This is a genomic window from Cupriavidus phytorum, assembly GCF_003254285.1.
Classification (GTDB): Bacteria; Pseudomonadota; Gammaproteobacteria; order Burkholderiales; family Burkholderiaceae; genus Cupriavidus; species Cupriavidus phytorum.
Genome location: NZ_QKZN01000011.1, coordinates 13,816 through 30,184, shown reverse-complemented (window position 1 = coordinate 30,184; position 16,369 = coordinate 13,816). Strand labels below are relative to the sequence as shown.

Here is a 16,369-nt window from a genome sequence, read left to right as displayed (position 1 = left end):
ACCCCTGCCCGTCGGCAGGCCTGCCGCGCGTCCGCTGGCCCCGCATGCTCCAGTTTTTCCCGACTTTTCCGGTGTTCGCGTCAGTGGCGAGTGGCCTCGGTCCCCATGGCCGGCACGCTCGCGGGTAGTCCCACACTCATCAGAGGGAGACGGTCATGGCATCCAGGGCGAGGAAATCAGAGGGGCGGAGCAGCGGTCAGGATAGCGGCCAGGGCAGCAGCGTGTCCCGGCGCGGCTTCCTGGGCGGCGCCGCCGGCGCTGCCGCGGGGGCGGCGGCGATGGGCTTCCCGGCCATCGTCAAGGCGCAGGGGCCGGTCACGATGCGCTGGCAGAGCACCTGGCCGACCAAGGATATTTTCCACGAGTTCGCCGGCGACTTCGTCACCAAGGTGAACGATATGTCGGGCGGCGACCTCAAGATCGAGCTGCTGCCCGCAGGCGCGGTGGTCAAGGCGTTCGACCTGATCGACGCGGTCAGCAAGGGCACGCTCGACGGCGGCCATGGCGTGATCGCGTACTGGTACGGCAAGAACTCGGCGCTGGCGCTGTGGGGCTCGGGCCCGGCCTGGGGCATGGACCCGAACATGCTGCTGGCCTGGCACAAGTACGGCGGCGGCAAGGAACTGCAGCAGGAGATCTACCGCAGCCTGAACCTGGACGTGGTGTCGTTCCTGTACGGGCCGATGCCGACCCAGCCGCTGGGCTGGTTCAAGAAGCCCATCACCAAGCCGGAAGACTTCAAGGGGCTGAAGTTCCGCACCGTCGGGTTGTCGATCGATATCTTCACCGGCCTGGGCGCCGCGGTGAACGCGCTGCCGGGCGCCGAGATCGTGCCGGCGCTGGACCGCGGCCTGCTCGACGCGGCCGAGTTCAACAACGCCAGTTCCGACCGCGCGCTGGGCTTCCAGGACGTGTCCAAGATCTGCATGCTGCGCAGCTTCCACCAGTGCTCGGAGCAGTTCGAGATCCTGTTCAACAAGAAGCGCTACGACGCATTGCCGGCCAAGCTCAAGGCGCTGATCGCCAACGCGGTGGACGCGGCCTCGGCCGACATGTCGATGAAGGCGATCGACCGCTATTCCAAGGACTACCAGGCGCTGCAGCAGCAGGGCGTGAAGTTCTACGCCACGCCCAACTCGGTGCTGCAGGCGCAGCTGAAGATCTGGGACGAGATCGTCGCGCGCAAGGAAAAAGAGAACCCTATGTTCAAGAAGGTCAATGATTCGATGAAGGCCTTCGCGCAGCGCTCCACGCGCTGGCAGAACGATACCAACGTCGACTACCGGCTGGCCAGCAGCCATTACTTCTCCAAGCGCGGGTGAGCCCCCGGGACGCCCGCCGTGCAACGCCTGCTGCTGCGCATCGACTGGCTCAGCACCTTCGTCGGCCAGGCCGCCTCGTGGCTGATCATCGCGCTCACGCTGATGATCAGCTACGAGGTGTTCTCGCGCTATGCGCTGGGCGCGCCGCACGCCTGGGTGTTTGACGCCAGCAACATGCTGTACGGCACGCTGTTCATGCTGGCGGGCGCCTACACGCTGGCCAAGCGCGGCCACGTGCGCGGCGATATCCTCTACGGCTTCCTGTCGCCGCGGATGCAGGCCGGCATCGACCTGGTGCTGTACCTTGCCTTCTTCTTCCCCGGCGTGATCGCGCTGGCCTGGGCCGGCATCGACTTCTTCGAAGTCTCGCTGGCGCAGAACGAACACTCCTCCATCGCCGCCGACGGCCCGCCGATCTATCCGTTCAAGGCGGTGATCCCGGTGGCCGGCGCGCTGCTGCTGCTGCAGGGCGTGGCCGAGACCATCCGCTGCATCATGTGCCTGCGCAGCGGTAACTGGCCGCTGCGCGAAGGCGATGTCGAAGAGGTCGACGTCGACAAGCTCAAGGAGATGGTGCAGGGCACGCCCACGGCGGAACTGGCCGACGTGGCCGCAGCCCCGCCACCGCGCGACAACCCGCCGGGAGCCGGCCGATGAGGAAGGAACTGTGGTTTGGCGTGTCGCTGATGGTGCTGATCGTCGCTGCCGTAGCCTGGTTCATGCCGGCTCCGGGGGACTGGACCAGCGGACACCTGGGCCTGCTGATGCTGGCGCTGATCGTGGTGGCGATCATGCTGGGTTTTCCCACCGCGTTCACGCTGATGGGCATGGGCGTGCTGTTTTCCTGGCTGGCTTACCGCAACGCCAATCCCGAGATCGCGGTGCAGCAGACGCTGGACCTGATGGTGCAGCGGGCCTATGCGGTGATGACCAACGATGTCCTGATCTCGATCCCGCTGTTCGTGTTCATGGGCTACCTGGTCGAGCGCTCGAACCTGATCGAGAAGCTGTTCCGCAGCCTGCACCTGGCGCTGGCATGGATCCCGGGCTCGCTCGCAGTGGCCACGCTGGTGACCTGCGCGATCTTCGCCACTGCCACCGGCATCGTCGGCGCGGTGGTCACGCTGATGGGCCTGCTGGCCTTCCCCGCCATGCTGCGCGCGGGATACAGCACCTCGATGTCGGCCGGCGCCGTGACCGCCGGCGGCTGCCTGGGCATCCTGATCCCGCCGTCCGTGCTGCTGATCGTTTACGGCGCCACCGCGGGCGTCTCGGTGGTGCAGCTCTATGCCGGTGCCTTCTTCCCCGGGCTGATGCTGACCGGGCTCTATGTGCTCTACATCGTGCTGCTGGCCAAGCTCAAGCCCGCGCTGGCGCCCCCGCTGCCGGAAGCCGAACGCGTGGTGCCGCTGCCGCCGGTGGCGCGCACGCTGGAAGCGCGTGGTGCCACCCATGCCCTGCCGGCGCTGGGCGCGGGCCTGATGCGCGCGCTCAAGGGTCCGCGCAACGCCGAGGTGCCGAGTGCCGTGTTCGCGCGCCAGCTCGGCATCGTGCTGCTGCCGGCGCTGGCGACGGCGCTGGTGATGGGTACCATCTATAGCGCGGTCACCGCGCCGGCCGCGAGCATCGCGATCGAGGCCCCATTGTCGCTGGGCGGCGCCGAGGAAAGCAGCGCGGCGGTGGACGACCTGGCGGCGCCGCCAGCGGAAGAACCGGCGGCGCCGGCCGCCGCGGCACCGGCCACGCCCGCCGCACCGGCCACGTCCGCGACGCCGTCCGCCACCGAAGCCGACGCCCGGGCGCCATCCGCACCTGCCGCCGCAACCGTCGCGGCCCCGCGCTGGTTCTGGATCACGCTCGCGGTGGTGGGCCTGCTGCTGGTGTACTTCTACTGGCGCTTCAGCTTTGCGCGGGTCGAAATCTTCAAGATGCTGCTGACGTCGTTCTTCCCGCTGGCGCTGCTGATCCTGGCAGTGCTGGGCTCGATCGTGTTCGGGCTGGCCACGCCCACCGAGGCCGCCGCGGTCGGCTCGCTGGGCGGCGCGCTGCTGGCCGCCGCCTACCGTCAGCTGAACTTCCGCGTGCTCAAGGAATCGGTGCTGCTGACCGCCAAGACCAGCGCCATGGTGTGCTGGCTGTTCGTGGGCTCGTCGATCTTCTCGGCCGCGTTCGCGCTGCTGGGCGGGCAGGCACTGGTCGAACAGTGGGTGCTGTCGATGAACCTGTCGCCGGTGCAGTTCATGATCCTGGCGCAGCTGATCATCTTCCTGCTGGGCTGGCCGCTGGAGTGGACCGAGATCATCATCATCTTCATGCCGATCTTTATCCCGCTGCTGGACAACTTCGGCATCGATCCGCTGTTCTTCGGGCTGCTGGTGGCGCTGAACCTGCAGACCGCGTTCCTGTCGCCGCCGGTGGCAATGGCCGCGTTCTACCTGAAGGGCGTGGCGCCGCCCCATGTCACGCTGAACCAGATCTTCCTCGGCATGCTGCCGTTCATGGGCATCCAGCTGATTGCGCTGGTGCTGCTCTACGTCTTCCCCGAAATCGGCCTCTGGCTGCCGACCGTGCTGTACCGCTAAGCGGCGCTGCCCTCGTTTCCTATACTGGTTGGCAATGCCAACCGATACCGCCTTCGCCAGCCCGCCTGCCGACACCAGCTTCCGCACCGACATTCCCGGGCGGCTCGACCGCCTGCCGTGGTCGCGCTGGCACTGGCGCGTGGCGATCGCGCTGGGCGTCGCGTGGGTGCTCGATGGCCTGGAGGTCACGCTGGTCGGCTCGGTCGGCGCGGTGCTGGAGCGGCCCGATACGCTGGGGCTGAGCGCGACCGAGGTGGGCTGGTCGGGCTCGCTCTACATCGCCGGCGCGGTGCTGGGCGCGCTGGTGTTCGGGCGCATGGCCGACCGGCTCGGCCGCAAGCGCCTGTTCCTGGCCACGCTCGCGGTCTACATGGTGGCCACGCTGGCGACCGCGTTCGCGCCCGACTTCGCCTTCTTTGCGGCCTGCCGCTTCTGCACCGGCCTGGGCATCGGCGGCGAATATGCCGCCATCAATTCCGCCATCGACGAACTGATCCCCGCGCGCGTCAGGGGACGCGTGAACCTGGCGATCAACGGCAGTTTCTGGCTGGGCGCGGCGCTGGGCGCCGGGCTCAGCCTGGTGCTGCTGGATGCGCGCGTATTCGGCCCGGTTTGGGGCTGGCGCGCCTGCTTCGCGCTCGGCGCGGTGCTGGCGGTGGCGATCGTGCTGGTGCGCCGGCATGTGCCGGAGAGCCCGCGCTGGCTTGCCACGCACGGGCGGCTGGACGAGGCCGAACGCATCATCGCCGCGATCGAGGCCGAAGTGCGCGCCAGCCATGGGCCGCTGCCGCCGGTGTCGCCCGATTGCGCGGCGGTGGCGATGCGCCGCCGCGCAGCCCCGGGCGTGGGCGAGGTCATGCGCCTGCTGCTGCGGCGCTTTCGCCAGCGCAGCCTGATCACGCTGGCGCTGATGGTGGCGCAGGCCTTCTTCTACAACGCCATCTTCTTCACCTATGCGCTGGTGCTGTCGCGCTTCTACGGCGTGCCGGAAGCGCGCGTGGCGCTGTACATCTTTCCGTTCGCGCTCGGCAACGCGCTGGGGCCGCTGCTGCTGGGCCCGCTGTTCGACCGCGTCGGGCGCCGCCGCATGATCGCCGCCACCTACGTGCTGTCCGGCATCGGCCTCGCGCTGACCGGCTGGGCCTTCGTGCAGGGCTGGCTCGACGCGCGCACGCAGGCGCTGTGCTGGTCCGCCGTGTTCTTCCTCGCCTCCGCCGCGGCCAGTTCCGCCTACCTGACCGCGAGCGAGGTGTTCCCGCTGGAAATGCGCGCGCTGGCGATCTCGGTGTTCTACGCCGTGGGCACCGGCACCGGCGGCTTTGTCGCGCCGCTGCTGCTGGGCGCGTTGATCGAGAGCGGCAGCCGCGAAGCGGTGGCGGCGGGCTACGGCTTCGGCGCCGCGCTGGTGATCGTGGCCGGGCTGCTGGCATTGCGCTTCGGCATCGATGCCGAACGTCGCCCGCTGGAGCATATCGCGCCGCCGCTCGGCAGCGACGAATAGAGACGCTGCGCGGACCCTTCTGCGGGCTTTTTTCCACGCCCGTGTTAAGCAGTGCTACAGCCTCCTCTTACACATTCTTACAGCAAGCGAAGGGGCAACTGACTAGCCTTAACTCACCCGCGGCGGCCTGAGTGCGTGAATCTTTGCTTCAGCGGGCCGCCAAGTCTTGGCCAATCCACTGGCCATTGTTCAACTCTGCCTGGATGAAGCCGGGCAACTCTACGGGCTGCACGCCGCTGCATGCGGTATGTCGGTCCGATTGCAAGGTGCGCCGATACGGCCCAGCCACATCGCGCGTGCTGCAGACAACAAACTGAATTGGGGACTTGCAAGCCGGGCCACGCGCGACAGCCCTTGCGCGACGCCACACGCTTGCCTGACGGATACGCTCGCCCGGCATCCATGCGCCGGATGCCGGCGGGGATGCTTTTTGACTTTGCTTGCCGGAGAACAACACCATGGCCGACCAGCGCAACAACCCACCGCCGCGCCCCCACTCGCTGACCCCTGCCCCGCTGCGCCAACCCCAGGGCGACGGGCTGGTGCAGCGCCCGCAGCCGGTCGCCGTGCCGCTGTGGCATATCGTGCCGCGCATGGCGGGCTACGGCGTGGTGCTGTTCATCATCTGGGCCGTGCTGACGATCATGTTTCCAAATGTGTTTACGCGCTCGTCGGAACGCGCGGTGGTGAACAGCCCCGTCAGCCTGGTGACCTCGCCGGTGGAGGGCGTGGTGATGAAGCAGATGGTGGCCGCGGGCCAGCCGTTCACGGCCAACCAGGCGCTGATGGTGGTGCAGAACCCCAACATCGACCGTTCGCTGCTGGTCGACCTGACCGGCAAGAAGCTCGACAACCAGCAGCGCTATGACTCGGCCAAGGCGCGGCTGGAAAGCAACCGACGGCTGATGGCTGCCACCGACCAGGACCTGCAGCGCTACAACAGCGCCGCGCAACGCGAGCACGCCGCGCGTGTGCGCGCACTGGAAGCGCGGCTGGCTTCGGCCAAGGCGCAGGAAGACCAGCAGCAGGAAGTGGTCAACCGCAACCAGAGCATGCAGTGGGCCGGCGCGGTCAGCGAAGCCTATACCAATGCCTCGCGCTACCAGCTGTCGATGCTGTCCAACGCCAAGGCCGCGGCCAAGGCCGAGCTCGACAATGCCATCGGCGAAAGCCAGGCGTCGCGCAACAAAGTCTATGCATCGTCCACCGACGGCCCCAGCGCCACGCTGGCGCAGCGCCGCCAGGTGCTGGGCGCGGAAGCGGCACAGCTGACGGCGGAGCTGGAGCAGCTGGAAGCCTACGGCAAGTCGGTCGACGCAATGATCGCGACCGAGCAGGAACGCATCGACCGCCTCTCCAACCTTGAGATCCGCTCGCCCGAGCCCGGCACCATCGAAGACCTGATCGCGCAGCCCGGCATGCGCGTCGCCGCCGGCGCCACGCTGGCGCGCGCCAGCAATTGCGCGCAGACGCGCGTGGTGGCGGTCTTCCCGCGCAGCCTCAGCGACAACCTGCTGCCCGGTGCGCGCCTGAACGTGCAGGTCGACGGCGTGGCCACGGCGCTGCCGGCCTCGGTGGCCGAGGTGCTGCCGCGCGCGCCGGACGGCGACCAGGCGCGCTACTTCGTGCCGTTCCCTCCGATCGAGAAGAACGAGATCTACGTCATCGCCAAGCTCGACCGCCCGCTGGGCAACCTGCCGGCCAAGGCCGGCGCGGCGTCGGGCAGCGCGGCCGCGCCCGCTACCGCGGGCACGGCGGCAGCGGCGGCGCCGGCGCAGTCCGGGCACTGCGGCATGGGCCGCTGGGCCCGCGTCACGCTGAACCAGAGCTGGCTCGGCCAGTTGCGGGCCTCGCTGTAAGCGCCCGCGCCAAGGAGAGCCGGATGCGATTGCCGATCCCGACCGCGCGCCTGCCCCGCATGATCGCCGGCGCGCTGCTTCCCGCCCTGCTGGTGCTGGCGCCGGCCGCGGCCCGCGCCGCGGACCCCGCGCAGCAGGCGCTGCTGTCCGACGGCTGCAAGGCGCTGTCCGACCAGGTCGTCCGCGCCGGCGGCAATGGCCCGCTGTTCCTGGCCAGCTACGAGCCCGCGCCCGGCGGCGAACCGCTGTCGCCGGCGCTGCGCAATGCCGCCTTCGTCTACGACAACGCGCTGGCCGGCATTGCGCTGGTGGCGTGCAAGCGGCCCGCGGAAGCGCGCCGCATTGCCGATGCGGTGCTGCAGGCCACGCGCCAGGACCGCCACTTCCGCGACGCGCGCCTGCGCAACGCCTATCGCGCGGGGCCGCTGCCGGCAGGCCCGGCGCCGCTGCCGGGCTGGTGGGACGAACCCAGCAAACGCTGGTTCGAAGACGCCTACCAGGCCGGCACCGCCACCGGCAACGTGGCCTGGGCCGCGCTGCTGCTGCTGGCGGTGCATGACGCCACGCGCGATGCGCGCTATCTCGACGGCGCCGCGGCACTGATGGGCTGGGTGCATGCCACCGTGCCGGATCCGGCCGCGCCGGCCGGCTACATCGGCGGCTTCTTCGGCCATGAGCCCAAGCAGATCCGCCAGGGCTGGAAATCGACCGAGCACAACGTCGACACCTATGCAGCCTTCAGCTGGCTCGCCAGCCTGCGCAACGATCCGCGCTGGCGCGACGGCGCGGCGCGCTCGCGCGGCTTTGTCAGCGCCATGTGGCAACCGCGCGAGGGCCGCTTCATCATCGGCACGCACGACGACGGGCGCTCGCCCAATGCCGGCCCGTCGGCGCTGGACGCGGTGCTGTGGCCGCTGATCGCCTTCCCCGACCCGCCGCAGGACTGGCGCCGCAACCTGGCCTGGGTCGAGGCCAAACACCGGTCCAGCGCCGGCTACGGCTTCAAGGGCAACCCCGACGGCATCTGGACCGAAGGCACCGGGCAAGCCGCGCTTGTGCTGCAGGCCGCCGGACAAGCGCAGCAGGCCGCGCCGCTGTGGCCGCTGCTGCGCGCGCAGCGCGCGCCGTCCGGGATGCTCTATGCCACGCCGCAGGCGCGCGTCAGCACCGGGCTGTCGATCGGTCCCACCTCCACCACCGAGGACTTCCACTACTTCCACCTGCCGCATCTGGGCGCCACCGCCTGGGCGGTGCTGGCCGCCGCGCGCTGGAACCCGTTCCGCCCGGGCGGCTGCCTGGAGCCCTCCTGTCCGCCGCCGGCGATTGCTGCCGCCGGCACCGCCAGTGCCACCCCCGACAAGGACTGACGATGTTCGCCCTCTTCCTGGAAAACCAGACGCTGCTGGTCATCAACGGCGGCGTGCTGCTGGCCACGGTGCTGCTGTCGCTGCTGTGCCGGCACGAGCGGCCGGCGGACCGCATCCTGTTCGGCGGCGTCACCGCGCTGCTGCTGGTCGTGTACCTGACCTGGCGCGTGCGCGAAACCCTGCCCGACTGGCAGATGACCTTCGCCAGCGTATGGGCCCATGTGTTCTTCATCTTCGAATGCATGACGCTGGCCTACACGCTGCTGTCGATCGTGGTGCTGTCCCGCACCAGCAACCACACGCCCGATGCCGACGCGGGCGAAGCCGCGCTGCGCCGCGCGCAGCGGGTGCCGCCGGTGGACATCTTCATCGCCACCTACAACGAAGGCCTGGAGATCCTGGAGAAGACCATCGTCTCGGCGCTGGCGATCGACTATCCGGACTTCCGCGTCTGGGTGCTCGACGACACCCGCCGCGACTGGCTGCGCGAGTTCTGCGAGCGCGTCGGCGCCAACTACGTGACGCGTCCCGATAACGCCCACGCCAAGGCGGGCAACCTCAACAACGGCCTGCGCCACAGCGCCGCGGCCGGCGGCGCGCCCTACATCCTGGTGCTGGACGCCGACTTCGCGCCCCATCGCAACATCCTGCTGCGCACCGTGGGCCTGTTCGGCGACCCGTGCGTGGGCGTGGTGCAGACGCCCCAGTTCTACTACAACGCCGATCCGATCCAGTACAACCTGCGCGCCACCGAATGCTGGGTCGACGAGCAGCGCGCCTTCTTCGACGTGATGCAGCCGGCCAAGGACGCGTGGGGCGCGGCGTTCTGCATCGGCACCTCGTTCGTGGTGCGGCGCGACCTGATCGAGCTGATCGGCGGCTTCCCCACCGGCACCGTGACCGAGGACATCCACCTGACCTACCGGCTGCTGCCGCACGGCTATATCACGCGCTGGCTCAACGAGCGCCTGAGCGTGGGCCTGTCGGCCGAGGGCCTGCCCGAGTACATCAGCCAGCGCAGCCGCTGGGGGCTGGGCACGATCCAGGTGGCGCTGACCGCCGACGGACCGCTGCGCGGGCGCGGCTACAGCTTCATGCAGCGCCTGCACTATGTGCACGGGCTGCTGCACTGGCTGTCGCGCCCGTTCACGCTGATGCTGCTGGCGGGGCCCTTGCTGTACTGGTACTTCGGCGTCTCCACGCTGTACGGCGAGCCGCTGCAGTTCCTCGCTTACGGCCTGCCCGCGCTGGTAGCGTACTGGGCGTACAGCATCTGGATCACCGGGCAGCGCGCGCTGCCGATCTTTACCGAGGTGACGCAGATCGTCGCGGCGCTGGCGGTAACCGCGTCGCTGGTCAGCGCGATGTTCAAGCCGTTCGGACGGCCGTTCAAGGTCACCAACAAGGGGCTGGACCGCTCCAAGCTGGTGATCCACGGCAAGTTCGCCGCGCTGTACGCCGGCCTGCTGGGGTTCTCCGCGCTGGGCCTCGGCCGCGCGCTGGTGGTCGACCCCGATGCGCAGGGCCTGGCCTTCAACACGATCTGGACCGGCGTCGCGCTGATGCTGTACCTGGCCTCGCTGCTGGTGTGCGTGGAATTGCCGCGGCCGCGCAAGGAAGAGCGTTTTCCGCACCATGCCGCCGCGCTGCTGCGCGTCGACGGGCGCGAATACCGCGTCGCCACCAAGGATTTGTCCTGCAACGGCGTGGCCGTGATCACGCCGCTGGCGCCGGCCTTCCGCCCCGGCATGGAAGGCGCGCTGTGGCTGGCGCAGACCGGCTGGATCCCGTGCCGCGTGGTACGCCGCGACGGCCAGCTGCTTGGGATCGCACTGCATACCAGCATGGCCGCGCGCCATGCGCTGATCCGGCTGCTGTTCACCGATCCCGCCCACAACATTGCCCGACAGGGGCAGCCCAAGCTGGCGATCTCGCGCTTCATGCGCCGTGCGCTGATGGGCTGACCTCCTGCTGCTCCCAGTCTTTCTCTCTCCGGAACCATCCATGCGAAGCCTGCCCCGCCCCCGCCGCCATGCCCCCCTGCCACCACGCCTGCTGCTGCCCGGCGCGCTGGTACTGGCGCTTGCCGCGTGCACGCTGGAGCCGCAATACCAGCGCCCCGAAGCCCCGGTCCCGTCGGCGTGGCCCGACGGCGCGGCCTACCGCACCTCGCAGGCCAAACCGGCCAACGGCACCGCGCAGCCGGGCCAGCCAGCGCAACGCCCCGGCCCCTCCGCCGCCGACCTGGGCTGGCGCGATGTCTTCGTCGACCCGCAGCTGCGCCAGCTGATCGAGCTGGCGCTGGCCAACAACCGCGACCTGCGCATGGCCACGCTGGCCATCGACGAAGCGCGCGCGCTGTACCAGATCCAGCGCGCGGCGCAGTTCCCCACCGTGGAAGGCAGTGCCGGCGTGGTGTCACAGCGGCTGCCGCAGCGGCTGCGCGCGGCAGGACAGTCGCCGCAGATCACCACCTACAACGCCGGCATCGGCCTGACCGCGTTCGAGCTGGACTTCTTCGGCCGCGTGCGCAGCCTCAAGCATGCCGCGCTGGAGGAATACATGGCCACCGAAGAGGCGCGCCGCAGCGCGCAGATCAGCCTGGTGGCCGAAGTGGCCAGCGCCTACCTGACGCTGCGCGCCGACCGCGCGCTGTTGCAGCTGTCGCAGGACACGCTCAAGACCCAGCAGGACGCGGCGGAAATGGTCCGGCGCGGCCACCAGGTGGGCGCGATGGCGCAGCTGGACCAGCATCGCGCGCAAACCCAGGTGCAGACCGCGCAGGTGGGCGTGGAGCAATACACCCGGCAGGTCGCGCAGGACGAGAACGCGCTGGCGCTGCTGATCGGCGGGCCGCTGCCCAAGTCGGTGCTCGATGCCGGTACCGCGCCGGCGAATCCGAATGCTCCCGCGCCGGATCCGCTCGACGCGCGCATGCTGATGCGCGAGTTCCCCGAAGGCCTGCCCTCCAGCGTGCTGGTGCGCCGTCCCGACATCCTCGACGCCGAACACCGGCTCAAGGCCGCCAACGCCAATATCGGCGCGGCGCGCGCGGCGTTCTTCCCGCGCATCTCGCTGACCGGCGCGCTGGGCGTGGCCAGCAGCAGCCTGGCCGGGCTGTTCTCGGGCGGCATGGCGTGGGTCTTCGCGCCGCAGCTGACGGTGCCGATCTTCGATGCCGGCCGCAACCGCGCCGGCCTCGACGCGGCCAACGTGCGCAAGGACATCAACATCGCCAACTACGAGAAGACCATCCAGACCGCGTTCCGCGAAGTGGCCGACAGCATGGCGGCCCGCGCCACCTACGAGCGCCAGGTGCAGGCGCAGGAAGCGCTGGTGCGCGAAGGCAGCGAAACCCGGCGGCTGTCGGAGATGCGCTTCAAGAACGGCGTGGACGACTACTTTGGCGTGTTCGACGCGCAGCGCCAGCTCTACACCGCGCAGCAGGCTCTGATCACCTACAAGCTGGCCGGGCTGACCAGCCGGGTGTCGCTGTACAAGGCGCTGGGCGGCGGCTGGCGTGAAGTGACCGAGGCCGCTCCGGTCGCAAGCGGCGGGACCAATGCGGCGCCCGCGGCCCGACCGCAAGCCGCGGCGCAGGCCGCGGCGCAGGCGGCGACGCAGCCGCAGGCGGCGCGGCCCCAGGCCGTCGCACAGCCTCAGGCTGTTGGGCAACCGCAGGCCGTTGCGCAGCCTCAAGCCGTCGCACAGCCGCAAGCTGTCGCACAGCAACAGCCCGGTGCACAGCAACAACCCGTCGCGCAGCCGCAACCCGTGGCGCAACAGCAGGCGCCGGCACCGGCTCCGGCGGCGGTCCAGCCAGCCCCTGTCGCGACCGTACCGCGCTGAGGCCGGGCGCGGCGGCCGGGGGCGCGGGTCACAAGTACTTCAGCCAGCGCCAGTCCCGCCGCGTCGCCTTCAGCGCCGCGAACCAGCGCACCGCCGGCCACAGCAGCAGCGCCAGCACCGCTGCCGCCAGCCACAGCTGCCAGACATGGTCCAGGCCGAAGACACGGCCCTGGTTCAGGCCCCAGCAGTAGACGCAAAGCTGGTACAGGCCCTGCAGCACATATAGGTGCAGCAGGTAGAAGAACATCGGCACCGCGCCGAACACGGCGAGGCAACGCGCCGGCCGGCCGTCCTGCACGCGCTCCAGCCACAGCAGCAGCAGGCACCCCGTGCCCAGCGTCAGCAGCAGGAACAGCAGCGACGGCGGGTACTTGGTCACGTTGAGGAAACTCATCGCGGTATGCAGGGCATCCGCGCCGGGCATCCATTTCTGTTCCTGGCCGTAGCCGTTGAGCGCGCGCAGCCAAGCAAACCCGGCCAGCCCCGCCAGGCCGCAGGCGGCCAGCCTCAGCTGGCGCGCGCGGGCAGGCATGGCCGCGGCAAACCACGGTCCTGTCGCATAGCCCAGCGCGATCACGCCGATCCACGGCAGCACCGGGTATGAGGTACGCACGCGCAGGCCATCGGCCAACTCGATCCAGGTGCGGTCGTGCAGGATCGCCCAGGGCACGTGCCAGGCACTGTCACCCGCAAAGTGCAGCGGATCCAGCAGGTTGTGCCCCGCCACCAGTGCCACGCCTGTTGCGACCAGCGCCGCGCGCGGCAGCCATACCAGCGCCGCCAGCGCCATCATGCTCAGGCCGATGGCCCAGATCACCTGCAGGTAGATCACCTGCGGTGGCAGGCGCCAGGTCCAGGCAAAGCCCACCAGGGTCAGCTCCAGCAACACCAGGAACAAGCCACGCCTGAGCAGGAAGCCGCTGACCTCGCGCCGGTCGTGCCCGGCGTTGCCGTAGAGCCAGGCCGACACGCCCGCCAGCGCGATGAACACCGGCGCGCACAGGTGGGCCAGCAGCCGCGAAAAGAACAGCGCCGGCGCGGTGGCGGCGACATCCATCGGATCGGCGACCGGCACGTGCAGGAAGAACATGTCGCGCACATGGTCCAGCAGCATGATCAGGATCACCAGCCCGCGCAGCGCATCGATGGACAGCAGCCGGTGGGTCGGGGCAGTCCGCGCCAAGGATGACGGCATCATCGTTCCCTGCTCAGTAGCTCAGCTGCACGCCCAGCCGCACGCTGCGGCCCGCGCCCGGCGCGACCCACAGGCTGTTGAACGAGCTGGCGTAATAGGTCTTGTCGAACAGGTTGCCGACGTTGAGCGACACGCGCACGTGCCGGCTGTATTGCCAGTAGCCGTGCAGGTCGACCAGCACGTAGGCGGGCAAGGAGAAGCTGTCCTGCACGTCGCCCGGACGCCGTCCGACATAGCGCACGCCGGCGCCGGCGCCATAGCGCTGCCCCACCGGCGCCGCGTCTTCATACATCGCCAGCAGGCTGGCGCTGGTGCGCGGCACGTTGGACAACGGGGTGCCGGGGGCCAGGCGGGTGTCCTGCGTGATCTCGGCATCGGTCAGCGCGAAGCTGCCCGAGACGCGCCAGTGCGTGCCGAGCTGCCCGGCCACGTCGAGCTCGACGCCGCGGCTGCGCGCCTCGCCGGCGGCGAGATAGAACGACGGATCGGCCGGGTCGGCGGCCAGCACATTGCGCTTGCGGATCTCGAACACGGCCAGCGTGGCGCCGGTGCGGCGGTCGTCGCTGTCGAACTTGACGCCGGCTTCCAGCGCGCGGCCGCGCTCTGGATCGAACGGCTGGCCGGCGGCGTCGGTGCCGGCATTGGGGCGGAACGACTGGCTGGCATTGGCGAACAGCGACAGGTTGTTGCTGGCCAGGTAGCTCACACCCACGCGCGGCGACACCGCGTTGTGGTGCTGCGTGGTGCGGGTGCCGCGCAGATGGTCGTCCAGCGACTGGCTGAAGCTGTCGAAGCGCACGCCGGCCAGCACGCGCCAGCGCTCGCCCAGGCTCAGCTGGTCCTGCGCGTAAGCGCCGACATTGTGCTGGCGCTCGTAGGTGTCCATGTTCCAGGCCAGCGGCGGCGCCGGCTGGCCATAGACCGGGTCGTAGATGTCGATCGCATAGGGTGCCGCGGCGCTGGGGTTCCTGCGCAGGATCGCCATGGTGTTGCCGAAGCGGTAGGCGTCGACGCCCAGCAGCAGTTCATGCCCGACCGGGCCGGTATTGAACTTGCCGGTCACACTGGCCTGCAGCGAGACATCGTCGGACTGGAAGTCGCGATAGCGGTGCTGGCGCCAGAGCGTGCGGCCATCCGCGGCGAGCGCGGTCGACTCGCTCGAATGTCCCGCCAGCGCGCCGCCGCGGTACGACAGGCCGAGCCTGCCCTGCCACTGCGGCGAGAACTGGTGCTCCACGCTGAGCTGGTGCGACTGGCTGTCCAGGCGCAGGCTGCCGTCGCCGGGCTCGCCCAGGAAGCGCGAGCGCGGAATGCGGCCCAGCTGGCCGTTGACGGCGACCACGCCGCGGTCCATCGGCGTGGTGTAGCGCTGGAATTCCGCCGCGTACTGCAAAACGGTGTCGTTACCGAGCATCCACGTGATCGACGGCGCAACCAGGTAGCGCTGGCTGTGGACGAAGTCGCGGGTGCTGCCCTGGTGGTCGGCCACCGCGATCAGCCGGCCGGCGATGTCTTCGCCCAGCGGGCCGGTGACGTCGACGGTGGCGCGGTAGCCGTCGCGCGTGCCCAGCTCGAAGCCGTAGCGCTGCGCGGGCCGGAACTGCGGCTGGCGCGTGACCACGTTGAAGGTGCCGCCGGGCTCGCTGCTGCCGTACAGCGATGAGGTCGGGCCCTTGAGCACCTCGACGCGGTCGATGGTGGCCGCGTCCATCGGCGCGGTATAGCCGCGGTTGGCGGCGAAGCCATTGACCAGATAGCCGGCGCCGGTGTTCTCGTTGCCGGTGAAGCCGCGCATGGCAAAGTTGTCCCACAGCCCGCCGAAGTTGTTCTGGCGCGCGACGCCGCTGACGTAGTCGAAGGTCTGGTCGAAGCGGGTCGCGCCGAGGTCGTCGAGCATGGCACGCGGCACTACGCGCACCGACTGCGGAATCTCGCGCAGCGGCGTGTCGGTGCGGGTCGCGCCCGAGGCGTCGGGCGGGTTGTATGATGCGGTGGCCGTACCGGTCACCGAAACGGTTGGCAGCGTAATATCGGAGGCCTGCGCGGGTTCCGCCGCGTCGGCCAGGCCGGACATCGCCAGCATCAGCGCGGCCAGTGGCCGCCGCGCCGGCACCGGCCGGCATACCACGCGCAAGAAGGAAAGCGGCACCGGATGCCGGACACGGCTGGGCTGCGCAAGCAGCATAAGGAACACCCCAAAAAAACGAGTCGCCGCGGAACCGCGGCGACTCATTAATGATAATAGATTCTCACTAAGATTTTAGGCATGGAACGCATGACCCGTCAACGCGGCGCCGTGATCGACGCGCTGCGCGAAGCCGGCCGGCCGCTGAGCCCGGCCGAGATCCTGGCCGCGGCCCAGCGCCAGGTACCGTCCCTGGGCCTGGCCACGGTCTATCGCAATCTCCGTGCCCTGCTCGACGATGCGCAGGTGCACGCGGTGGAATTGCCCGGCCAGGCCGACCGGTATGAACTGGCGGAGGAACCGGGCGCGGTGACCCATCGCCACTATTTCCAGTGCCTGACGTGCGACCGCGTGTTCCCGCTGGAAGGATGTCCCGGCCATCTGGAAGAGATCACGCCGTCCGGCTTCGTGGTGGAGCACCACGAACTGACGCTGCTGGGGCGCTGCCCGGATTGCGCCGGCAAGCCCGGCAAGCGGCGCAAGGCCGCGGCGCACCAGCACTGAGGCGC

General features: G+C 69.7%; 11 protein-coding genes. 9 read left to right on the top strand and 2 right to left on the bottom strand.

The features are described 5' to 3' along the window. Nucleotides 1-155 precede the first annotated feature (155 nt). The 8 genes from C7416_RS23120 to C7416_RS23085 all read left to right on the top strand — a co-directional run bounded on the left by C7416_RS23120 (nt 156) and on the right by C7416_RS23085 (nt 12,480). Nucleotides 156-1,322 carry a TRAP transporter substrate-binding protein gene (locus C7416_RS23120; RefSeq protein ID WP_373425080.1) on the top strand — a complete coding sequence of 389 codons (1,167 nt, stop codon included), beginning with the start codon at nt 156-158 and terminating at the stop codon, nt 1,320-1,322. Between the two features lie 18 nt (nt 1,323-1,340). After that, nucleotides 1,341-1,979, top strand: a complete 639-nt coding sequence (locus C7416_RS23115) for a TRAP transporter small permease subunit (protein ID WP_111521096.1) — start codon at nt 1,341-1,343, stop codon at nt 1,977-1,979. Then, the gene (locus C7416_RS23110; protein ID WP_111521095.1) at nt 1,976-3,904 is read left to right on the top strand and encodes a TRAP transporter large permease; all 1,929 of its coding nucleotides are present in this window, start codon (nt 1,976-1,978) and stop codon (nt 3,902-3,904) included. The genes C7416_RS23115 and C7416_RS23110 overlap by 4 nt, the downstream gene beginning before the upstream one ends. A gap of 34 nt (nt 3,905-3,938) precedes the next feature. After that, nucleotides 3,939-5,405 (top strand): MFS transporter, encoded by a 1,467-nt coding sequence (locus tag C7416_RS23105; protein WP_111521094.1) that lies wholly within the window; start codon nt 3,939-3,941, stop codon nt 5,403-5,405. A gap of 458 nt (nt 5,406-5,863) precedes the next feature. After that, nucleotides 5,864-7,264 (top strand): HlyD family secretion protein, encoded by a 1,401-nt coding sequence (locus C7416_RS23100; protein ID WP_062802697.1) that lies wholly within the window; start codon nt 5,864-5,866, stop codon nt 7,262-7,264. Between the two features lie 23 nt (nt 7,265-7,287). Beyond that, nucleotides 7,288-8,631, top strand: coding sequence for a hypothetical protein (locus C7416_RS23095; protein WP_111521093.1), 1,344 nt, complete (start codon nt 7,288-7,290; stop codon nt 8,629-8,631). A 2-nt stretch (nt 8,632-8,633) separates the two neighbouring features. Continuing rightward, a complete protein-coding gene (locus tag C7416_RS23090; RefSeq protein WP_111521092.1) occupies nt 8,634-10,595 on the top strand; it encodes a glycosyltransferase in 1,962 nt (653 codons plus the stop codon). 40 nt (nt 10,596-10,635) lie between these two features. Then, nucleotides 10,636-12,480 carry an efflux transporter outer membrane subunit gene (locus C7416_RS23085; protein WP_111521091.1) on the top strand — a complete coding sequence of 615 codons (1,845 nt, stop codon included), beginning with the start codon at nt 10,636-10,638 and terminating at the stop codon, nt 12,478-12,480. Nucleotides 12,481-12,508: 28 nt separating this feature from the next. Here the strand turns inward: C7416_RS23085 and C7416_RS23080 are convergent, their stop codons facing one another. Together C7416_RS23080 and C7416_RS23075 are read right to left on the bottom strand one after the other, a co-directional pair. Continuing rightward, on the bottom strand, nt 12,509-13,678 hold the full coding sequence (locus C7416_RS23080; RefSeq protein ID WP_111521090.1) for an acetyltransferase domain-containing protein: 1,170 nt from the start codon (nt 13,676-13,678) through the stop codon (nt 12,509-12,511). A 10-nt stretch (nt 13,679-13,688) separates the two neighbouring features. Further along, complete coding sequence (locus C7416_RS23075) at nt 13,689-15,860, bottom strand: TonB-dependent siderophore receptor (protein ID WP_111521089.1); 2,172 nt, start codon at nt 15,858-15,860, stop codon at nt 13,689-13,691. Nucleotides 15,861-15,941: 81 nt separating this feature from the next. On the opposite strand from C7416_RS23075, the gene C7416_RS23070 reads away from it, so the two are divergent. Next, nucleotides 15,942-16,364 (top strand): Fur family transcriptional regulator, encoded by a 423-nt coding sequence (locus C7416_RS23070; RefSeq protein ID WP_111521088.1) that lies wholly within the window; start codon nt 15,942-15,944, stop codon nt 16,362-16,364. Nucleotides 16,365-16,369 lie beyond the last annotated feature (5 nt).